At 34.4% G+C, this 22,243-nt stretch carries 15 protein-coding genes and 1 pseudogene; 14 read left to right on the top strand and 2 right to left on the bottom strand.

Annotation, left to right across the window (positions count from 1 at the left end; all coding sequences use genetic code 11):
* Nucleotides 1-76 precede the first annotated feature (76 nt).
* Nucleotides 77-5,512, bottom strand: a complete 5,436-nt coding sequence (locus tag HVS_RS14485; protein WP_101303470.1) for a diguanylate cyclase — start codon at nt 5,510-5,512, stop codon at nt 77-79.
* Nucleotides 5,513-6,122: 610 nt separating this feature from the next.
* Here HVS_RS14485 and HVS_RS17360 point away from each other — a divergent pair.
* From HVS_RS17360 to HVS_RS14435, 11 genes are all read left to right on the top strand, one after another.
* The gene (locus tag HVS_RS17360; protein ID WP_235827415.1) at nt 6,123-6,452 is read left to right on the top strand and encodes an RNA polymerase sigma factor; all 330 of its coding nucleotides are present in this window, start codon (nt 6,123-6,125) and stop codon (nt 6,450-6,452) included.
* Nucleotides 6,415-6,726, top strand: a complete 312-nt coding sequence (locus tag HVS_RS17355) for an RNA polymerase sigma factor (protein ID WP_338076850.1) — start codon at nt 6,415-6,417, stop codon at nt 6,724-6,726. The genes HVS_RS17360 and HVS_RS17355 overlap by 38 nt, the downstream gene beginning before the upstream one ends.
* 13 nt (nt 6,727-6,739) lie before the next feature.
* The gene (locus HVS_RS14475; protein WP_101303468.1) at nt 6,740-8,398 is read left to right on the top strand and encodes a LolA family protein; all 1,659 of its coding nucleotides are present in this window, start codon (nt 6,740-6,742) and stop codon (nt 8,396-8,398) included.
* 430 nt (nt 8,399-8,828) lie between these two features.
* Complete coding sequence (locus HVS_RS14470) at nt 8,829-9,731, top strand: YitT family protein (RefSeq protein WP_101303466.1); 903 nt, start codon at nt 8,829-8,831, stop codon at nt 9,729-9,731.
* 92 nt (nt 9,732-9,823) lie between these two features.
* The gene (locus HVS_RS14465) at nt 9,824-10,669 is read left to right on the top strand and encodes a transketolase (RefSeq protein WP_101303463.1); all 846 of its coding nucleotides are present in this window, start codon (nt 9,824-9,826) and stop codon (nt 10,667-10,669) included.
* Nucleotide 10,670: 1 nt separating this feature from the next.
* The gene (locus HVS_RS14460; RefSeq protein WP_101303461.1) at nt 10,671-11,606 is read left to right on the top strand and encodes a transketolase family protein; all 936 of its coding nucleotides are present in this window, start codon (nt 10,671-10,673) and stop codon (nt 11,604-11,606) included.
* 150 nt (nt 11,607-11,756) lie between these two features.
* The gene (locus tag HVS_RS14455) at nt 11,757-13,478 is read left to right on the top strand and encodes a tetratricopeptide repeat protein (protein WP_101303459.1); all 1,722 of its coding nucleotides are present in this window, start codon (nt 11,757-11,759) and stop codon (nt 13,476-13,478) included.
* Between the two features lie 220 nt (nt 13,479-13,698).
* A complete protein-coding gene (locus HVS_RS14450) occupies nt 13,699-16,134 on the top strand; it encodes a glycoside hydrolase family 94 protein (protein WP_101303457.1) in 2,436 nt (811 codons plus the stop codon).
* A 68-nt stretch (nt 16,135-16,202) separates the two neighbouring features.
* Nucleotides 16,203-16,580: a 50S ribosomal protein L7/L12 gene (locus HVS_RS14445; RefSeq protein WP_235827416.1), complete on the top strand. Its 378-nt coding sequence runs from the start codon at nt 16,203-16,205 to the stop codon at nt 16,578-16,580.
* A 33-nt stretch (nt 16,581-16,613) separates the two neighbouring features.
* On the top strand, nt 16,614-16,796 hold the full coding sequence (locus tag HVS_RS14440) for a hypothetical protein (protein ID WP_101303455.1): 183 nt from the start codon (nt 16,614-16,616) through the stop codon (nt 16,794-16,796).
* Between the two features lie 341 nt (nt 16,797-17,137).
* Nucleotides 17,138-17,602: a hypothetical protein gene (locus HVS_RS14435; protein ID WP_101303453.1), complete on the top strand. Its 465-nt coding sequence runs from the start codon at nt 17,138-17,140 to the stop codon at nt 17,600-17,602.
* On the opposite strand, the pseudogene HVS_RS14430 reads toward HVS_RS14435, so the two are convergent.
* Nucleotides 17,560-18,950, bottom strand: a pseudogene (locus HVS_RS14430) (IS4 family transposase). The gene HVS_RS14435 and the pseudogene HVS_RS14430 sit on opposite strands and share 43 nt — an antisense overlap.
* Before the next feature lie 232 nt (nt 18,951-19,182).
* Here HVS_RS14430 and HVS_RS14425 point away from each other — a divergent pair.
* The 3 genes from HVS_RS14425 (at nt 19,183) to HVS_RS14415 (ending at nt 22,076) form a co-directional block, all read left to right on the top strand.
* Complete coding sequence (locus HVS_RS14425; protein ID WP_101303451.1) at nt 19,183-19,374, top strand: hypothetical protein; 192 nt, start codon at nt 19,183-19,185, stop codon at nt 19,372-19,374.
* Nucleotides 19,375-19,759: 385 nt separating this feature from the next.
* A protein-coding gene (locus HVS_RS14420; protein WP_268876599.1) for an IS3 family transposase occupies nt 19,760-20,877 on the top strand; the annotation gives its coding sequence in 2 pieces (ribosomal slippage) (nt 19,760-19,973 and nt 19,973-20,877; 1,119 coding nt in all).
* 233 nt (nt 20,878-21,110) lie between these two features.
* Nucleotides 21,111-22,076, top strand: coding sequence for a TraB/GumN family protein (locus tag HVS_RS14415; RefSeq protein WP_159063468.1), 966 nt, complete (start codon nt 21,111-21,113; stop codon nt 22,074-22,076).
* Nucleotides 22,077-22,243: the final 167 nt, after the last annotated feature.

Below are 22,243 nucleotides of genomic sequence, written 5' to 3'. Positions count from 1 at the left end.
CTTTTTATAAGGTTTCAAAGAGGAGCATATTTTTTATCTATATAAACATAAGAGGGCTTTTAAGTATAAAACACTTTTATATTATTGGATAAATGAAGCTGGCTAAAGCGCTGAGAAAATTCAGCTCGTTAAATCCATATTCCTTTCGTGTCATAGGACAGGACAAGTACAATACAGCTTTTACACTTTCGTTTTTTATTATAGGTTCAACAAGTACAGAGTTTAATATTGGTTCCCCGGATTCTGAGTCAATTATATTTACATTTTCCCAATCAAGCATATATGTTCCGGTCTGGGTTTTAATTGCTTTTTCTACGATTTTTTCATTATAGCTCTCCCCGTCATCTGATTGGGGCGTTCCTTTATGATGTACATATGTTTTAAATTTTCTTGAACCTGAACTTAAAATTTTTATAAAAGCACAGTATTCTGCCTCAAATATATCCATTAGCTTTTTAAGAATATTATATATTTTTATATCGGTACTTACTTTACTATTTATTATATTATTTATTTCCAACATTGCAAGAACATTTCGCTGATCCTGTACCACATTTCCGGTAATAATCCCTGCAAGGGTGTCCATTCTTTTGCTTGTTTTTTGCATTTTAGGAGTCCAGACAGAATACTGGTTTCTTCCGGATTCCTTTGCATGGTATAGTGCCTGGTCAGCTTTGGCTATAAGTTCCTCCTTTAACTGGCTGTGTTTAGGGTAGGATGATATTCCAAGGCTTATAGTAAGGCTGTTTGTCTTCCCCATAAGGTGTGCATTTTCCACCGCACTTCTTAACTTTTCTGCCATCATTTCTGCATCCTTCAAACCGGTATTTGGGAGAACAATTATAAATTCTTCCCCCCCATACCTACAGCACATATCTGTTGACCTGATATTGTTTAAAATGATGCCCCCTACCTTTGCCAATATCTCATCGCCTTTTTGATGGCCAAAGTTGTCATTTACATTTTTAAACTTATCAATATCAGCCATTATAAATGTCAAAGGCTGTTTGCTTTTGTAAGCTTTATTTAGATAGGCATCAATATTATTTTCAAAATGTTTTCTTGTATAAGCCCCCGTTAATTTGTCAATGGATGAGGCAAGTTTTAAATTATAGTTGTCAATAATTATAGCTGCTTGTTTTGAGAGAATATTAATAATATCAAAATTATCCCATGTAAATCTGTTAAATATATTATTAGTTGAAAGGTAAATATATCCTTTCACATCCAGATTTGAGTTTTGGGCGTATTTTCTTTTTTCTTTAAAATGTTTTTTCTCTGTATCAGAGATATGTAAAGGTATGCAAATAACTGCTTTTATTTTCCCGGGAAGAGCGATATCAGTGTTTCCGATTTTTTTGTTTAAAACGTCTGATACAAAGATACCTTTGGGATTTCCGGCAGCTTGTTCAATTACATATTGATAGTAATGAAAAGTGTTGCCACTATAGTGCTTTACAAATACATCCAGTTCCATATTGTCATTGTATTTAAGTATGCACCCCGTATCTGCTTGTGTCAATTCATAAGAGAATTCCAGGATTTGTTTTAAGTTTTGCATATGGTTATTTGAAAAATTAGCAAAAATATCTTTAATTCTGCCTAAGCCTTTATTGTCTAAATAATTTTTAAAATGCATTTCCTCAGGAAGTAATGAAAATCCGGAGTTTACAATTTCAAAGAAAGATTCAATTTCATTAAAATTGCTGCATAATTTTTTATTCATCTGGTTATTTACATAATCCTTATATTCTGATAGCCAATTTAAACGTATAGACAAAAGCTTTTCACGTGGAATATATCTGTAATGGGAGTACAGGAAAGCTTCCTTATATTTTTCAGGAACATGCTGTACAAGAGAATACAATGTATTTAAAGCTTTCATGTAATAAAAGTATGCGGATTTATTGTTTTTTTCTTCAAAAAAGATGTCACCTAGTGCTTTGTATCCTCTCCACTCCATGCGCAGGGATTTATATTCCTCATTTAAATTGAGGGCTTCATTAATATATTCAACTCCTTCCCTGCCTCTTGTTGCAGCGCCAAGGGCAATTAAATATTCTATTTTAAGCCGTTTTGTATCTATTTTATCACTTAAGTTTTTACTTTCATTGAGGAGCAAAACAGCATTTTCATATTTTTTTTCTTCAATAAAAACATTTGCAACCCTGTGCAGGGTTTCTCTTTTTTCTTTTAGGGAAGGGCAGCTGTTGTACTTAGGAAGAAAATTATAAAATTCAGTAAAAAGACTGTCTATACCGCTGTCAGGGGACATAAAATACTCTGACAACATTTTAATGCTATAAATAGATATGCTTTCTAACGCCCCTGAGTTTTTAAATATTTCTATTCCCAAAGAAGCATGGTCTCTTGCTTCTTTGAAGCTTCCAATTTCATAGTAAAACCTGGTGGCGTATTCATAAAAAATTTGTAAATCCAAGCCCCTGTCAGCATTTGATTTTATTTCAGCCTTAGCCTTTAGTAGATAGTCATGGGATTTTTCATACTCATCCAGTTCCAAAAACGCAAGAAGAATATTTTTATATACTCCAAAGAGAATTGAGTTCAAATCACATTCTTTGGAAATTTCTTCACATTTAAAATAGTATTTTAACGCATTCTTATAATCATCTTCTAACCTGCATATTTCGCCTAAATTGTCGTAGCAGCCTGAGATGCCTTCAACCAAATTATTGTCTATATTTATTTGAAGGGATTTTTGAAAGTATTCCCGTGCCTTTTCATTATCATTTAAAAACTCAGCAAATACAGTGGCAATATTGTTTAAAGGATATGCAATTTCAACATTGTTACCGGACTTTTTAAAAAGTTCTATACTTTTGTTATAACAGTAAATAGCCTTGTCAATATTTCCAATTTCTAAATAGTGAGTTCCTAATACATTATATAAAGATGCATGATAATATGAGTATTTTTCATCAGGATATTCATTGAGGACATTATTAATTATATCAATTGCCTCAGAATTTTTTCTTTTAAAAATATATATCCAGCATATTCTTCTAAGGGATTCTAAGTATCCTTCCACATACCCGATTTCTTTTGAAAGTGAAAGGGATTCATTTAAAAGGTCAAGGGCTTTGTTAAAATCATTTTTCCTGGTGTACAGTGCCCCTATCATTTCTTTTACTTTTGCAATGGTGATTTTATCGTCAATATTTGTTGCATATTCTAAAGCCTCATTATAGCAGTCAAAAGCCTTTTGGTTTTCACCGTTTTTACGGTATAATTCCCCCATCATCAGAAGAATTTTAATGGTGTGTTCTACAGAGGAAATTTTTTTTGACAGCTCAATACCCCTTTTAAGGTATGCCATTGTCTGGGCACTGATGTGAAGCTTTAACATTTTTTCCGCAGCTTTTATAATTAGTTCTAAAGCTTTTTCATTGCTGTCCGCCTGTGTATAGTGATAGATTAGTTCATCTGTATTAATTTTTTCTTCTATAGAATAAATACTTTCCAAAATCATTGCGTACTGCCGGTGAAGTTCCTTTTTCCTTTTTGAATCTATCTTTATGTATATTTCAGTTTTAAGGCTTTTAGAATGAAAAGTATAGGTATACCCTAAGTCCGCCAGTCTTTTTTCAATTAGCTGGTAAGATATTAATTCTTCAAGGATGGATTTTAATGTATTTTGTTCAATTTTAGAAACCTTTTCAAGGACATGAAAATATACAGGTGTATTAAAAACAGAAATTGGCTCTAAAACTTTATAAGAGTCTTCTTTCAAATTGCCAATATATTTTTGTACTGCTTCTTTTTTGCTTGAAGGTATATAAAGCATGGAGTAGTCTGCATTATCATCAAAGTCAGTACACCAGTCGCCATAAGAGTCCATGTATAATTTACCGTCTTTATATAGAGCTGCAATAACATCAATTATAAAGCCCGGGTTTCCTTCAGTATATTTAAAAATTTCTGTGGAAAAGGCAGTAGGGGAATATTTAATGCCTAAAAGCTTTTGGATAAACTTATTTGTCTCTTCAAATCCAAATTTACCTAACGGCATATCTATGGCAATTTGGGCTTTTAGAAATTTTTTAATATAATCATTTGCAAATTTATTTTTTTCCAGTTCCTTTTTTCTATAAGAAAGTATTATGCAAAGGGGTATTGTCTTGTTAATATTTGCAAGATAATCTATAACTTCAAAACTAGCCTCGTCCAGTAAATGTGCATTATCAAACATCATTATGGTAGGTCTTTTTTCCAGTACATTTGAAATAAAAGCGGTTATAGCTATTTTTAAACGTAGTTTCTCCTTTTCAGGAGATAAAGGAGGGGACGGAATTATGTCCTTTAAAAGTTTTTCATCAGGTAGTACTTTAACCAATTCAGGACCGTACTTTTCCAAAATATCGTTGTGTGCTAAAGGAATAATTTTTTTTAAAATTTGTATAAAAGGCTCGTAATTAATTTTATCATTATCCAATGACACGCCTGATAAAACCAGTAGTTTATCCATATTCATGTGGAAGGAAAATTCCTTCAAAAGCCTAGTTTTTCCAATACCTGCATCCCCGTGTATGCAAAAAATCCTGTTTTTTGTACTGTTGTTTATAATTTTGTTTTTCCAATTATACAGCTGCAAAATATTTTCTTTTCTTCCAATAAGTTTAGTATTTGTTATTATTCTTTCCAAAGGTTTAATATTTAGGGCAAAAGTGGTACGACAAATTTTCTCCAGTTCTTTAACTATATCAAGTACGCTTTGGTATCTTTTGTATGGATTTTCACTTGTTAGCTTATCAATTAGGTTTATAAAAGAATTTTTCATATCTGTTGGAATACAATCTAAATCAAAGGGATTTTTTTTGTAAGATTCCCAAAGGTTTAAAAAATTATTTTTATCAGGATTTTGCCTTGAAAAAAGATAAAAAATAATTACACCTAAAGAGTACAAATCAGAAAGATAAGTAATTTTATTATATTTTAAAACCTCAGGTGCCCTAAACTGGAGGCTGTTTCTCTTTAAGTTAAGGACTAGTTTATCAAAATCCGGGCATCCTGACAGCCCAGGCAGTATTTTTACCAAAAAGGGGTTTATTGATTTTGAAACAATTATATTTTTAAGATCAAGGTTTCCATGATGGTAGCCTCTTTTGTGAAGATAATAGAGCCCGCTGCATATTTGCATAAGAATATTTATAATGTCATTAAAACTTAAATTTTTAGAAAAATTGAATAAATCTTTACCCTCTACATATTCAAACGTACAAAAATATTGTTTTTTACTGATATAATTACCATCAATATTATCAACTATCCCTATACCGTATATATATGCAATATTAGGGTGATATAGGGATGAAAAGGATATAAAATCCTCTTTTATAAAATCAATAGCTTTTGAAGAAAGCAAATCAGAATTTATAATGCGCAAAGCTAACTTTCTATCATCATTATATAAATCCGATACAAGAAAGAATAAATTATTGGCACCATCTTTAATATTTGACAATATTTTGTACCTATTGTTTATTAAGTTCATATAAATTCTCCATTCTTGAGTTTGTACTACAATATTAAAAAATTAAGACACAAATTTGAAAAAGCTTTTGAAATTATGTGAAGTGTTGGTATAATAAGCGTTAGAAGTCACTAGTTTCACGAATATATTATAACACATTGTTATTTAAGTAGCAATAATATATAGATGTGGTTTATGTTTTTTTTATAGATGAAAATATTTCCTGTTTTTTATTGGGTGTCCATGACCTGTTGCTTTTTAAAGAGAACTTTGTCGAATTTTGAGAAGTATTGAAGTATGCTTTTATTTTTAAAAGGTTTAATGTATATTAGTTTATGGTGATTAAAAAAAGTTACTCCCCTATATAAATCCCGTGGCATTCTCCCGTCTCTTCTTGGAATGCACGGGTGCTTTTTTTTATTCACTCCTTTTATGGTTTTTCATTTCATTATTTCTTAAGTTCATGCTGAAATCAGAATTTACAAAGGGCTTTTAAGAAAGAATAAAATTTAAAAAGCAAGATGTAACGTTTAGTGTACTTTTAACGTCATTATTATTGTACAAATAAAATTATTGTACACACAATATAATTGTCCACACAATTGACCGGTCAAAAAAAGGAGCTATGAATATGTTTGTAGAGAAAAGTTTACAAAAACTACAAGGAAAAGATGCAGATACAAGAGCCTTAAGTACAAAAAACGCAGATAATAAAGCCTCAGATAAAGAAGCCAGGGATACAATAGAAGAAATATGCTCTTTAACATGGAAGGCTGTATACCGCTTTATATACTTTAAAGTACAAAACCGCCAGGAAGCTGAAGATATTACACAGGAAGCCTATGTAAAAGCACTTTCGTATCTAAAAAGAAACAATGTAGAAGTGGAAAAACACATAAGCTTCTTAAAGACCACTGCACTAAATATTTTACGCGACAGGTGGCGGAAGAAAAAAACGTAATTTCCTGAATGTAGATTTAGAAGCAGTAAACCCTAAAGAAACAGCGGTGGATGATGATGCCGGATTGTATGCCCAAAGGGCCATTGTGCAGGAAGCATTAAATAAACTTAGCGCCCATCAGCGTAAGGTTATTGAACTTAGGATACTTAAAGGCTATTCCACGAAAGAAACTGCAAGGATTTTGAACAAAAAAGAAGGGGCAATCCGTGTGCTGCAATACAGAGCCCTAAAAAAACTTTCTGAAATCCTTGATGAAATGGAAGGCCAACTATAAAGGAGGTAAAAAAATGAAGAGGGATATAGACAAATTATCCAGTTATATTGACTCTTTAAATGATGAAAAAAAACCTAAAGCCCATAAAAATTTTAATGAGTCACCAGAAATAGAAAAACTTATGGATACTGTAAGAAAAGTCCGCAGTTTAAAAGAGCCTGTTTTTCCGGAGGGGGACTATTCTAAAAAGCTGGCTGGAAAGGTTTTAGGACAATTATCAGATAAAAAGCCCGGCAGAAAGAAAAGGGGAATATGGGCTGCTGCAGCGGCGGCGGTTGTTATTTTGGCACTTTTATTAAACTTTGCACTATATCCTAAAAATACCGATATTGTATTTGCTATGGAACAGGCATTTAAGGAAATAAAGGCATATCATGGAATTATTGAAATCATTGAAAAAAATGCAGAAGGAAAAGAAACTGTACAAAAAGTCCGGGAAGTATGGGCGGATAAGAATGGCCGCTATTATGTAAAGGAGTTGGAAGGTTCAGAGACGGTTATGATAACTGCAAACAACGGCGAGAAAAAATGGCAGATGCGTTTTGATGAAGGAAAGGTATTTATTTTTCCGTCCTTTCCGGACCCCTATCAATTTACATTTGAGTTGGGCAATGAAATAGACAGGATTAAAAATGCCGCTGAAGTTAAGACCATTGGAGAGGACAGGGTTTCATACAGGGAAGCTGCAGTTCTTGAGGTAACTCCCGAAGGTGGGGAGCCCTACCGCATATGGGTTGATAAAGAAACTAAACTTCTACTGAAAAGAGAAAGTGCGATGCTAAACGCAATCCAGTATGTAGCTGTTTATACAAGCATTGACTATCATGATGTTTTACCTGAAGAACTAATTGCTTACAACATCCCGGAAGGCTTTGAAGAAATAGACAAAAACCCTGAGCAGCTGGTAAGCAATATGGAAGAAGCGGAAGAGATGCTTGGATTTTCTTTTAAAATACCAAATGAAATATTAAAGGGGTATAAATTAGACAGTGTATCAGTTATAAAAGATGGAAAATCAGCTAAACTCAACTATATTTCCCAGGATAAAGAAAACAGGGTGATTGTTTTTCAAGGTAAGGCAGAAGGCGAATTTAATCCTGCATCAAGCGCTATTTTAGGTGAAATTGACGGGAATATTGCTGAAATTCAGTCACCTGTCAGGGAGGAGTATGGAATTATTTCAGGCGGGGGAATATATTCAGGTATAACAGATATTACCTCTATACGCTGGCAGGAAGACGGGCTTGAATTTGCCGTGGTCGGAAACCTTTCATTGAATGATCTGGCTTCCTTTGTAAAAAACTTATGGGATGGCACAGTTGTACTTCTTCCAGAGGATGAAGAATTTTTGGATAAGCCTCAGATTGAAGTTCCTGTTGATTTAAATATAGAAGAAAATGAGCAAAAAAGCGTGGATGCCGGACATTCCCCCTGGAAACTTGATCCCGTTTATGTGGCACAAGTATTTGTAAGCCTTGAAATTTCTCCTGAAGGCATTGTGGGAAATTATCCTGTTAATTATGAGGACATAAAGGTTATAAAAAATAACGGAATAGAGGCTGTTTTAGAAGTAAGCGGGGACGTGTCAAATATAAGCAAGGTATATTTAAAGAAATTGATAAGGCAGGATAGTACAGGAATATGGACTGTAGTCGGATATGACCCCCTTTAGTTTAGAAATATATAGCGTAAAATGACTGATTTAGATAAATTTAAGCTAAAGAAAAATTTACCGGGACATGGGATATTTCTCATGTCCCGCCATTATATTAATGTTATGCAAGAAAATACACCGGCAAAAGTAAATAGCCCGTTGCTTTTAATAGTATTTTTTGTCGAAATTCAAGAAGTGTTGAAGTTAACTTTTATTCTAAATAATTATAGTGTATATTAAGATATGTGATTAGTGAAAAAAGTTACTCCCCTAAACCCGTGGCATTCTCCCGTCTCTTCTTGGAATGCACGGGGCTTTTTTTTATTTTCACGGGGTATTTTCTGTTTTTTAAGGACAAAATACAGCTGTTTTTAATGGCAAAAGTATAACTAAGTCCCTAAATGCAAATAAATATAATTACAATGAAAGCTTATAACAGGGGTAAAAAATGAGCATTAGGGATGCTTTTGAAAAGTGGAAAGACTATTTGTGGATAGTAATCGGGGCAGTTGTTGCAGCAGCCGGAATTAATATTTTTATAGTTCCCTACAAAATTGCTCCTGGAGGAGTCAGCGGAATAGCAACGGTGTTATACCATTTAAGTGGGGGGAAGCTGCCGGTAGGTACTACTATGCTTGCCCTTAATATTCCTTTGTTTATATTGGGATATCGGTTTATTGGAAAGAAGTTCATTATAAAGACTTTTTTTGGGACTGTACTTCTTTCTGTAATTATAGATACTACAAGTACAATTGGCGCTAATTTGGTGGAAAGGTTTCTTCTAAATCCCCAGGCAGGGGACTTTAATCCTGATATTCTCCTGTATTCAATGTTTGGAGGATTTCTCTTGGGGTTGGGGCTGGGGTTGGTATTAAAGTCCGGAGCCACTACAGGAGGTACTGACCTTGCAGCTAAAATAGTAAATGAATTTGTACCTTCATTAACAATGGGGCAGACCTTGCTTTTAATTGACTTTGGTGTTATTTTATTTGCAGCCGTTGCTTTTCAAAGTTTCCGTATTGCACTGTATGCCATCGTTTCCCTTTATATAAGTTCAAAGGTAATAGACGTTATATTAGAAGGAGTTGGCTTTGCCAAAGCTTTATTTATAATATCAGATATGTCGGACAAAATAGCCCCCAGGATTTTGAAAGAGCTTGACAGGGGGGTGACGGCATTAAGTGGCATAGGTATGTACACAGGAAGTGACAAACAGGTTTTGTTGTGTGTTGTTCACAGGGGACAGATTGTAAGGCTTAAAACAATTGTTAGCCAGATAGATGAAAAGGCATTTATAATTTTGACGGATGTAAGGGAAGTATTAGGGGAAGGATTTAAAAGAATTTACTGAATATGTTTCCAGCTTTCACTAGACGAAAGCAATTTAATATAGTATACTTATGTAGGAAAAAGTAATGAAATAAAAGGCTAGGAGTTGTTATAATGGACGAGAAAAGAATAAAAGAGCTTAAAAAACAGGCTACAATTATAAGAAAACATGTAATTGAAGCGGTTTATAATGCAAATTCCGGACATCCGGGTGGTTCACTCTCCAGTGCTGATATACTTACAGTATTATATTTTGACGTAATGCGTGTAGATGCTAACAACCCCCAATGGGAAGACAGGGACAGGTTTGTACTGTCAAAAGGTCACTGTTCCCCTGTATTGTACGGTACTTTGGCTGAAAAAGGATTTTTCCCTGTTGAGGAAATAAAAAAATTCAGGCAGGCAGACAGTTTCCTCGAAGGGCATCCAAGTATGAGGTATGTACCGGGTGTTGATATGTCCACCGGGTCGTTGGGTCAAGGAATATCAGCGGCGGTGGGAATGGCTTTGGCCGGTAAGCTTGATAAAAAAGACTATTATGTATATGCCCTCTTAGGAGATGGAGAAATACAAGAGGGGCAGGTTTGGGAAGCCCTAATGTGTGCATCCCATTACAAGCTGGACAATTTAATTGCATTTTTAGACTACAATGGGCTTCAGATAGACGGGAAAATTACAGACGTTATGTCACCGGAGCCTGTGATAGACAAGTTTGAGGCTTTTGGATGGAATGTTATTGTTATTGATGCTCATGACTATAAAGAGATAAAAGAAGCCATAGAAGAAGGAAAGAAAACAAAGGGTAAGCCTACAATGATTGTTGCAAAGTCCATTAAAGGAAAAGGTGTTTCCTTTATGGAAAATGAAGCAGGCTGGCATGGTTCTGCTCCTAACGCTGAGCAAAGGGATGAGGCTATTGCCCAATTGGATGAGTTCTTAAAGAAATTGGAGGTGGAGTAATATGCAGGTAGCAACAAGGGAGGCTTACGGTAAAGCTTTAGCAGAAATAGGTGCAGATGAAAAGATAGTGGTTTTGGATGCGGATCTTTCTAAATCCACAAAAACTGATTTGTTTAAGAATAAATACCCTGAAAGGTTTTTTAATATGGGAATTGCAGAAGGAAATATGATGGCTACTGCTGCCGGTATTGCAACATGTGGTAAGACAGTATTTGCAAGTACTTTTGCAATGTTTGCTTCAGGCAGGGCTTTTGAGCAGGTAAGAAACTCAATAGCGTACCCGAGTTTAAATGTTAAAATAGGGGCAACTCATGCAGGAATTACTGTCGGAGAAGACGGGGCTTCTCACCAGTGTATAGAGGACATTGCTGTTATGAGGGCTATACCTAATATGACTGTGCTCTCTCCTGCAGATGCAGTTGAGACAAGACATGCAGTTATTGCAGCATATAAGACGGAAGGACCTTTTTACATAAGGCTGGCAAGGCTTGCAACCCCGGTTATATTTGATGAAAGTACCTACAAATTTGAGCTGGGTAAAGGTGTTACTGTAAGAGAAGGTTCTGATGTCACAATAATGGCAACAGGTGTAATGGTTTCAGAGGCCCTAAAGGCTGTGGATATCTTAAAAGAAGAAGGTATAAGTGCAAGGCTTGTTAACATTCACACAATAAAGCCTATAGATAAAGATATTATAATAAAGGCAGCAAGGGAAACCGGAGCCATTGTAACATGCGAGGAGCATAATATAATGGGCGGGTTTGGCAGTGCAGTGGCTGAAGTGCTGGTTCAAAATTGTCCGGTTCCTTTAAGAATGGTCGGGGTTCAGGACAAGTTCGGTAAATCAGGGAAACCGGCGGACCTTATGAAAATGTTTGGACTTACTGCCGAAAATATTGTGGCAAATGTTAAGGATGTTTTAAGAATAAAAAAGTAAAAAAGCAAAGCCAAAGTTTAATATAAGTAAAACTTTGAAGAAATGAACTTACTTGAATATATTTTAAGTGAGTTCATTTTACTATATAGAGGTAAATAAGAAGTAACGGAGACGGTGAAATTTTATAGTTTGGAAGAGAGGGAGTATAAAATGAAGAGTTTAAGAAAAATATTAATTTTAACAGTGGTAATGTTTTTAATTTCAGTGTATTTTTCTGATGTTTTATTTGCCTTTTCAGCAATTGAAAATTTTAATGAGGGAACTAAGCTACTGGAGCAGGGGAATTTTGAAGAAGCAATAAAATATTTTGAAAGGGCTATAGAACAAAACCCAACCATGTCTGAAAGCTATTACAATAAAGCATATGCTCTGCAAAATCTTTACAAATTCGATGAAGCATTGGAACAATATGAAAAAGCAATAGTGTACAATCCTAATTTTTTAGATGCACATATAAACAAAACGGCTATTTTGTGTGAAATGCTAAGAAAAGAAGAGGCTTTAGAATCAGCAAAAAAATTAATAGAACTAAATTCACAAAATACTACAGCTAATTATTTAATGGCATTGGCACTAACTATAAACGAGAGATATGATGAAGGAATAGAGTATTATGACATTGTTATTAATATGAATCCGGGGAATGAGTATTTAAGCTATGTTTATGCAGATAAAGCAAGTATTTTAGCTGATATAGGCAAATGGGAAGAGGCTATTGATTATTGTGATAAAGCTATTGAAATAAATCCGCAGCTCTCAAAGGCCTACACAGTCAAAAGTTTAGCTTTGGCAAATATGGGAAAAATTGAAGAAGCTCTTGAACAGTCCCATAAGGCAACTGAGTTGGACTCTGCAAATGCTGTTTACTATGGTAATAAAGCTTTTTTGTTAAATAAATTAGGAAGAAACGAAGAGGCTTTAGAAGCGATAAAAAAAGCAGAGGAAATTGATAATTACGTTAATACGGAGACTACTCTTAATATTTTAATAAATAAATCATTAATTTTAGCTGAACTGGAAAAGTTTGAAGAGTCTTTTGAAGTGACAGACAAAATAATCGGTATGGATGAAACCAACTATGAAGCATATGTAAACAGATGCTTTGCATTATTAGGAATGGGGAAGTATAAAGAGGCGGTGGAAGCAGGAAATATTGCTATAGAGTTAGATCCTGATAAGTCATTGGCATATTTAAACAGATCAATTGCTTTTTTTAATACGGAAGACTATGAAAAAGCAATTGAGGATGGAGAAACAGCAATTCAATTGGCAAAGAATGAAAATGATGAAGACATTATTTCTAAAGGATATATAAGTATCGGAAATGCCTATGTAGGAAAACATCAATATGACAAGGCAATAGAAATGTATCAAAAAGCCGCTGAATACAATGTGAATGACAGATTGCTAAGTGAAATAAATTCAAATATGGGCAAAGCTTTTTTAGAAAAGAATAATTTTGATGAAGCAATAAGATTTGCAGATATTGCAATTGAATTAAATGGGAAGGATGATAAGCCATATGTTGTAAAAGCTGAGGCTTTGCTGGAGGCCGGTAAAAAGGAAGAGGCTATGGAAACTATTTTAAAAGCTATAGAAATAAAGCCGGATAGTTTTTTGGCTTACAACGGTAAAGGATTGGTGCTGGAAAAATCAGGAGAATTAGAAGAAGCTCTTGTTGCTTTTGACAAGGCAATTGAATTGGATTTATATAATAAGATGACTGATTTGGTAGAAGAACATAAAATGAGAGTGGAAAGAAAAATAAAAATGAGAAAAGCATCTGTCCTTCTTGTAGTATTACCCCTGGTATTAATTATTTTTGCAATTGTGATAATTACAAAAATAAAGAAAACGGGTATGCAAGTTTAAGGTGGGATTCCATTTCATATAAACGTTTTAAAAGGAATTATCTTTATTAAATAAGGGAATATTAAAATTTAGCGAATACAGTCTTGAATTATTGGCAAAACACCTATATAATTTAAGAAGCGCAAGGGAATGTTTTGTAAAAAAATGTACAATACTGTTCTTGTAAGATTTTAAATGGTTGAACACAATTTATTTTATAAAATAAACAGGAGGATTTGATATGAAATTTGGTTATTTTGACGATGTGAACAAAGAGTATGTGATTACTCAGCCTGACACGCCATACCCGTGGATTAACTATTTAGGAACAGAAAACTTCTTTTCACTGATTTCAAATACCGCCGGCGGATATTCATTCTACAGGGATGCAAGGCTAAGACGTATCACAAGGTACAGGTATAACAATGTGCCATTAGACATGGGAGGACGTTATTTTTACATATATGATGACGGCGATTTCTGGTCTCCTGGATGGTCACCTGTTAAGAAAGAACTTGAAAGCTATGAATGCAGGCACGGGCTAGGCTACACAAAAATTAAAGGAAAGAGAAATGGGATAAGTGCAGAAGTTACATTCTTTGTTCCTTTGAATTACAATGGAGAAGTACAAAAAGTAGTGTTAAAAAATGAGTCTTCAGAAAACAAAAAGATAACACTGTTTTCATTTATTGAGTTTTGCTTGTGGAATGCATTAGATGATATGACCAACTTCCAGAGAAACTTAAGTACTGGTGAGGTGGAAGTTAAAGACTCTGTTATATACCACAAGACTGAGTACAGGGAGCGTAGAAACCACTATGCATTCTACTCTGTAAATGAAAAGATAACCGGGTTTGACAGTGACAGGGAAAGCTTTATAGGTCTTTATAACGGTTTTGATGCACCTGACGCAGTAGTAAACGGAAAATCTAAAAATTCCGTTGCTGACGGATGGTCACCTATAGCATCCCACAGCATTGACATTGAGTTAAAGCCAGGTGAACAAAAAGACCTTGTATTTATACTGGGCTATGTTGAAAATGAACAGGACGAGAAGTGGGAGTCAAAAGGCGTAATAAACAAAAAGAAAGCTATTGAAATGACAGATAAGTTTAAGACATCAGAGGATGTGGACAAGTCTTTAGAAGAATTGAATAAATATTGGGACGACCTTCTTTCAAAATACAGACTTGAAAGCCATGATGAAAAACTAAACCGTATGGTTAATATATGGAATCAGTACCAGTGCATGGTTACTTTTAACATGTCAAGAAGTGCATCATATTTTGAGTCAGGTATAGGAAGAGGAATGGGCTTTAGAGACTCAAACCAGGACCTTTTAGGCTTTGTTCATCAGATACCTGAAAGAGCAAGGGAAAGACTTTTAGACCTTGCAGCTACACAGCTTGAAGATGGTGGTGCATACCATCAGTACCAGCCTCTTACCAAGAAAGGTAATAATGAAATTGGCGGAAACTTCAATGATGACCCGCTATGGCTGATTATGGCAGTTGCTGCATACATTAAGGAAACCGGGGATTATTCAATATTAGATGAAATGGTTCCATTTGACAACGATGAAAGCAAAGCAGATACAATGTTTGAACACCTGAAGAGGGCGTTCTATCACGTTGTAAACAACTTAGGACCTCACGGACTTCCTCTCATAGGAAGGGCAGACTGGAACGACTGCCTGAACTTAAACTGCTTCTCAACTGAGCCAGATGAGTCTTTCCAGACTACCACAAGCAAAGATGGTAAGGTTGCAGAGTCTGTTATGATTGCAGGTATGTTTGTGTTCGTTGGGGACGACTTCATCAGATTATGTAAACACAAAGGTCTTGAAGATGAAGCTGAAGCAGCAAGAGGCCATATTGAAAACATGAAGAAGGCTATAATGGAACATGGATATGATGGAGAATGGTTCTTAAGGGCATATGACGACTTTGGAAGAAAAGTGGGAAGCAAGGAAAACGAAGAAGGTAAGATTTTTATTGAATCTCAAGGTTTCTGCGTAATGGCAGGACTTGGACTTGAAGACGGAAAAGCAATAAAGGCATTGGATTCAGTTAAAAAATACTTAGATACGCCTTATGGCTTGGTTCTTCAAAATCCGGCATATACAAAATACTATTTGGAGTATGGTGAAATATCTACGTATCCACCTGGATATAAAGAAAATGCAGGAATTTTCTGTCACAACAATGCATGGATTATTTGTGCAGAAACTGTTGTAGGCAGAGGGGACAGAGCATTTGAATATTATTCAAAGATTGCTCCTGCATACACTGAAGAATTCAGTGAAATACACAGGCTTGAGCCATATGTATATGCACAGATGATAGCAGGTAAAGATTCCAAGCGCCATGGAGAAGCAAAGAACTCATGGCTTACAGGAACGGCGGCATGGAACTTTGTAGCAATATCCCAGTGGATACTTGGAATAAAACCGGGATTCGACGGGCTTGTAATTGATCCATGTATTCCAAAGGATTGGGATGAATATAAAGTGACAAGATGGTACAGGGGATCAACTTATGTAATTACAGTGAAAAACCCTGACCATGTTTCAAAAGGTGTTAAGAAGGTAATTGTAGACGGAAAAGAAATAGAAGGCAATACACTTCCTGTATTTAATGACGGCAAGGAGCATACTGTAGAAGTAATTATGGGTTAAAAATAAAAGTATAAGACAGGGGAATTTATGCCCTTGTCTTTTTTTCGATAAATCAAGGGATTTTTTAGATGATTTATAATATAATATTAGGTATGATAATATTAGGTACGATTAATATATTAATGAACAAGGAGGGATTTATCATCTTTGAAGAAATTATTTATGCAGGAATAGGAATAGTACTGATTTTTGTCATTATTATTATGAATAATATAGCTCAAGAGATTAAGAAGACAAATATTTTGCTAAATAAAATTGCAAAAAAACTAGGTGTTCCCGAGCCTTGTGAAGACAGTATAATAAAAACATTTGTAGCAGAAGGAAAAAAGGTAGAGGGCGTCAAAAGGTATAGAGAAATTGCAGGTGGGGGTTTAAAGGAAGCACATGAATACATAGAAAAATTAATGCAGGCTAAAGATATTAAAGCAGTGGAAAATAATATATAGTTTTATATAAAAACAAATTAGGGGGGAACGGCAATGTCAAAAGAAAAGGCTTTGAATTCAGTTTTATTAAGCATTGTATGTGTAATTTTAGTAGGTTTGAGTTACGCAATTTTTAAAAATCCAATACAAAAGATATTGTTTTTTGTAGTAGTAATTGCGTCTGTTATTTCAGTTATTTACTATATTGTAGGAAGTAAAAAAGGGAAATTTAATTAATGATGGTTATTTAAAAAGGATGCACATTTACATGGGATTATTATTTAAAGATTAAGATATATAGGTGATGCAGGGAAAAGTACACTCTGTTTCGCCTTTTTTATTATATTTAATTTTTTAAAGCCACTGTCTCAAAGGTTTTGATGTATTAAGTTTAGGTGGTAACGTGACCTTTTCGTGACTTTAGTCACGAAAAAAAGTGACTAAAAAAGTGACTAATGGCACTTGTGCAACACTGAAAGATATATTACCATGTAAGAAACGAAGAACTAAATTAATTTTGGAAATTGCATAAAAACAAGGAGAAGCACCGGTTATCTTTAAAAAAGGGTGTATGAATTATGGATTTAGTGTGGGAAATACTGGTTGTAATAGCATATATTTTGCTTATTATATGCATATTTGTAAAGAAAAGGAATGATTTTTTAGCTAAGAAATCAGGATTAAAAGATGTTTATAAAAATGTTTATAGAAACATTGAAGAAAGAAAATTGCCAAAATACTTGTTAATAATCAGCAAAATTTTAATAGTGATAGTTTTTGTTTATATGTTGGTGGAAGTATTATTATTAGCCATTTTAATTTCATTTCCAATTTACTTGTTAGGAACAGGTTATGAAATTGATTTTTTTAAAGAACATTTAGTGTTTATAGGAAAATATAATTATTTTTTAGATTGCATTAAATTTTTTTTCTTTCTAATAATATACATGCTTTTAATAAGAGCTATACATATTAATAGACAGGTTTATAAATTATTGAATCAACTTTCGCAGGAAACAACTGATAGCTTTGCCTTGATATAATCGGGCAAAGAAGAGACAAAGTAGCCCAAAAGTTCGTTAATTGTCTCCTTTGACAAAAACAGTTTTTCCTGTAAAGTTACTTTTAAAGCTTCTATTATGAGCTGCAATGCTTCAACAATTTGATATCCTCAAGTTCATCGCAGCAGTAGTAGAACAAAGTACCAATCGTACGCAAATCAGTATTATTGCGGTTTTCAACCGCTAACATGATGTACCTTGAAAAAACAATAGTAGTATGGGCAACCATCATATCGTACGAACGGCCTTGGAATTCCTTTGCAAGCTTTAAGTATGACTTGCACATTTTAAAGAACACCTCGATGTCCCAGCGTTTTCCATATATCCTGATTATCTCTGACTCAGGAAGATTCATATCCGTTGAAATTAGAGCCAGCCATTTGCTCCTATTTCTTCGGTCACGTACAAAGACAATTTTTGCTGGAACAAGGTTATCTTCTTTGTCGTGCAGTTCTACCGCGACAGACGCCAAGTATTTTGCCCTTCCTCTACGTTTCCTGACAGTTCGGTATATCTCGCGTAATGATTTCTTTTCACCATTGAACGTGTAGTAAATCTTTGGCGTGTCTTTTAACATGGCTATTACATTAAGATTCATTTTGCAAATCTTGATAATAGTAGCCGGAAAGGAGAACCAACTGTCAAACAGGACGTATTTTGCCTTAATGCCCACAGACATAGCTTGTTTCAGCATTGAAAGAGCAGATTCCGGCGAAGTAGTCAAGGCATTTTGACGACGTTTAAACCCAACAGTTCTTTTATCTATACATTGTCTCGCTGGATTGATACGAACCTTTGAATTTGCTGAACTTAAGAGGTTAAAGGCTACAGGAACAAATGAATTGCCGTCTGTCCAACCAAGAGTAAGCATACGAAAGCCTTTTTTGTTTTTATTACCATCAGCATGATCTTTGACCCAGCATAGGAGTTCTACCGCTTTGCTTCTTGTCCTGCTAAAGAAGGAATCGTCTATCACAAATGCATCAGCTCGTTCATCTGTTGTTAGTGGAGCAATATGATGGTTTATAACCTTAGCAGAAAGTAACAAGAGAAATCTCTGCCAGTTGATATGCATAGAATTCAGGAATCTGTAAGCTACATCCTTTGCAAATGGTATATCAGAATTTTCGGTTTCATAATTCATAAACAAGTTCATACCTGTAAAAACAAGTTTGAATAATACTTTGAAAACTTTGACACAAGGGACACCCTTTTCTTTATATGCATTTGCCTGTTTTAGCAATGAGCCTACAGAAAACTTTTTGAAAAAGTTATCAACTGTCATAGAAAACCTATTTTCTGCTTTCATCTTATGTGATATAATAGACATGTTCAAGAACCTCCAAAGTGTTGATTTTAATGGGTTTTATTCACTTCTATTATATCACATATAAGAGGTTTCTTGAACTTCTTTATTGCCAAAAACTATTGATTTTTCAATGTTCACTGCACATTAACTATGTGCGAAAGTTGATTTATTGATTAATAAACAAAGAGAAAGTTACACAAAAAATAATCAATTCTGATTTTATGCTTTTATAAAAGGAGAGGGAGAAAATAATATGACAGAACAAAAAAGAAAAGCTTATGAATATTTGATTTTTATATCTATTATAGGTGTTGTTGTGAGCGGAATTAATTTCTTGGCTTTTAAGTTGCCGACAGTTGGAGTTGCATGTATTATTACAATGATTTCAACTATTATTACAATAGCATGCTACAATATAGAAAAACAAAGTAAAAGAGAAAGTTAATCAAAATCACTTATTAAAGCAATAAAAAACAGATTTAAAAAATATCTTAAGGCTAATGTTTTTCCGTTCCGGGTTCACCTGTAAATTAATTAATTCCTTTTAATATTTTTAAATGTTTCAAGTCTTGCAGTGGTATTTTTATATTTTTTCTTTTGATTTTAGAATAATCAATATATAAAAAATATAAAACATATAAAACATGTACCTCTTTGTTGACAAGTGAAATAGTTGGTCAAGAAACGACAAAAAGTGACTAAAATAGTGGCCTGTACCCGGTTTGCTGGACACGCAGTTAAGTTGGTATAATAATACTAGAAAGGGCGTGTAACAGTTGGCAAAAAGACGAAAGAGGTATACTAAAGAATTTAAGCAAAGTCTTGTAAGTATGATATGTGAGGAAGGCAAGAGTGCAACAGCTATAGCAGAAGATGTTGGAATTCACGTAAATACATTATACAGGTGGGTTAGTGAATTTAAAGACCACGGCAATGATGCTTTTCCTGGCAATGGTAATTTAAAGCCTGAGGATGCTGAGATTAGGAAAATGAAAAAGGAATTAGATGATCTCCAGGAGGAAAATGCGATATTAAAAAAAGCTATACGCATCTTCACAAAGCCAGGGAACTAAGATATCAATTTGTATATGATCACCGCTTCGAGTTTTCTGTGCAGAAGATGTGTGAGGTTTTAGGATTGTCGGGAAGCGGATACTATGACTGGGTAAACAGGCCAGAAAGTGAGAAAGAGAAAGAAGATAAAAAGTTACTGAAAGAAATCAAAAGAGTGCATAAGGAGAGCCATGAAACATATGGAGTGAGAAGGGTAGCGGCTCAGCTTAACAAGGAAGGTATTTCTTGCGGAAAGACAAGAGTGGGAAGGCTTATGAGGGAAAACAACATATACTGTAAGACAAGAAAAAAGTATAAGGCAACAACGAATTCGAAGCATAATTATCCAATAGCGCCCAACCTTCTTGAACAGGATTTTGAAGCAGAAAAACCAGACGAAAAATATGTTGGAGATATAACATATGTATGGACAGACGAAGGCTGGCTGTACCTTGCAGGGGTAGAAGACTTATTTAATAGAGAGGTAATTGGTTGGAAGATATCTGAGAGAATGACAGTGGATATTACGATTTCAGCAATGGAGATGGCAATAGGAAGAAGAACTCCGAAAGAAGGTTTGATATTTCACTCGGACAGAGGTAGCCAGTATGCAGCAAATGCGTACAAAGAGTTATTAAAGAAATATGGAATAAGACAGAGCATGAGCCGCAAAGGGAACTGTTATGATAATGCATGTGCTGAATCATTTTTCTCAAGTTTGAAGAAGGATGTAATATATGGAGCCTGCTTCAAGACGAGAGAAGAGGCCAGAAAGACGATAATTAACTACATAGAAGGATTTTATAACTCAAGGCGTTTGCATTCATCACTAGGATATAAATCTCCAAGAGAATATATAAATGACTATTATAGGAATCAGAAAAAAGTAGCCTGATGCGAAACAAAGAAGAAGTGGCGAAGCTTTTCTTTACAATAAGAGGAATCTGTATGATACCCTGCTAAAGGCGGTAGCCACCTATCGCCAGAGGCCTACCACATATAATGTGGTTGCGCTTTGGCTGCTAAAATCATACGGGAGATGCTTGTTGTCAAGGGCACTCCGGAAATAAACAATTGACCTAACGAAAGACAGATGAATTTTGAGAATGAGGTAGTAAACTAACGTAATTGCATGTCCAGTTTAATCAGGACAGACCATTGAACGGAAGAAACAACAAAATACTTGACTTGTCAACTGCTTGTACAAGACAGGAATTAATGGTTTATGCCAAAAATGCATATGAGTTTGTGGTATACGAAGCGGGTTTAGATTCAAAAGGAGCTTTTTGGGAAGTAAGTTATAACGGCAACACAGTATATCTATTTGGCTCAATGCATTATGCTGACAGTTCAATATATCCTCTTTCAAAAGATATTTTAAATGCATTTGAAGCATCTGATATTTTAGTTCTTGAGGTGGGTCCTGGGAATAGGGAAGACCCTTCTCTATATATGATGGAAAGGGGAATGTACCAGGATGAAAATACACTGGAACAGAACATACCGGAAGAAGTCTATGAAATGTTTGTAGAAACAATACAACCTTATGGTATACAGGAGGAATTTTACAACAAGTTAAAGCCTTGGTATGCGGGATTTCTTATTACAGGTTTGAATATGGAAGCAAACTCATATAGTGCAGGTCTGGGTATTGAGATGTTTTTCACATTAAAAGCAATGGGCACAAAGGAAATTACGGAAATAGAAGGTATAAAATTTCAGGCAGATATGTTGGATTCTTTTTCAGAAGAACTTCAAATTGAGTTTTTAAAATGGGCATTAGCAGAAATAGAAGAAGAGGAGTCTATAGAAACAGTTGATAAAATATTGGAAAGTTGGAAAAACGGAGATGCAGAACAATTAGCAAAGCTGCTTAGAGGTAATGATGATGGTGATAATGAAGCATTAAAAGAATATAATAAAAAGATGTGGGAAGAAAGAGACAATAATATGACTAAAAAAATAAAGGAATACCTTACTGATTCTGAAAACATATACTTTGTAGTAGTTGGGGCAGGACACATGGTTGGAGAAACAGGTATAATTGCACAACTAGAAAAAGAAGGCATATACCAAATAAAGCAAGTAAAATAAAACATGTACCAAAATATACATACAATTATTTATCCATATAACCAATATTTTTTAAATTCAACCTTTAGTTTAAAATACACAGGTGGGACGGGAAATATATACTGTCTCACTTTTTTATTTAATTTATCCTTTGAATTATGCGGTTTATTTGTTAAAATGATTATGTT

This window comes from Acetivibrio saccincola, from assembly GCF_002844395.1.
In the GTDB taxonomy this organism is placed as follows: domain Bacteria; phylum Bacillota; class Clostridia; order Acetivibrionales; family Acetivibrionaceae; genus Herbivorax; species Herbivorax saccincola.
This window is presented reverse-complemented; position numbering and strand designations above follow the sequence as displayed.

Excerpts from the sequence above, each read along its gene's own strand:
- HVS_RS14460 (WP_101303461.1), top strand. The coding sequence starts at position 10,671 with ATGCAGGTAGCAACAAGGGAGGCTTACGGTAAAGCTTTAGCAGAAATA.
- HVS_RS14445 (WP_235827416.1), top strand. The coding sequence starts at position 16,203 with ATGATTTATAATATAATATTAGGTATGATAATATTAGGTACGATTAAT.
- HVS_RS14455 (WP_101303459.1), top strand. The coding sequence starts at position 11,757 with ATGAAGAGTTTAAGAAAAATATTAATTTTAACAGTGGTAATGTTTTTA.
- HVS_RS14440 (WP_101303455.1), top strand. The coding sequence starts at position 16,614 with ATGTCAAAAGAAAAGGCTTTGAATTCAGTTTTATTAAGCATTGTATGT.
- HVS_RS14425 (WP_101303451.1), top strand. The coding sequence starts at position 19,183 with ATGACAGAACAAAAAAGAAAAGCTTATGAATATTTGATTTTTATATCT.
- HVS_RS14485 (WP_101303470.1), bottom strand. The coding sequence starts at position 5,512 with ATGAACTTAATAAACAATAGGTACAAAATATTGTCAAATATTAAAGAT.
- HVS_RS14435 (WP_101303453.1), top strand. The coding sequence starts at position 17,138 with ATGGATTTAGTGTGGGAAATACTGGTTGTAATAGCATATATTTTGCTT.
- HVS_RS17360 (WP_235827415.1), top strand. The coding sequence starts at position 6,123 with ATGTTTGTAGAGAAAAGTTTACAAAAACTACAAGGAAAAGATGCAGAT.
- HVS_RS14475 (WP_101303468.1), top strand. The coding sequence starts at position 6,740 with ATGAAGAGGGATATAGACAAATTATCCAGTTATATTGACTCTTTAAAT.
- HVS_RS14470 (WP_101303466.1), top strand. The coding sequence starts at position 8,829 with ATGAGCATTAGGGATGCTTTTGAAAAGTGGAAAGACTATTTGTGGATA.
- HVS_RS14450 (WP_101303457.1), top strand. The coding sequence starts at position 13,699 with ATGAAATTTGGTTATTTTGACGATGTGAACAAAGAGTATGTGATTACT.
- HVS_RS14465 (WP_101303463.1), top strand. The coding sequence starts at position 9,824 with ATGGACGAGAAAAGAATAAAAGAGCTTAAAAAACAGGCTACAATTATA.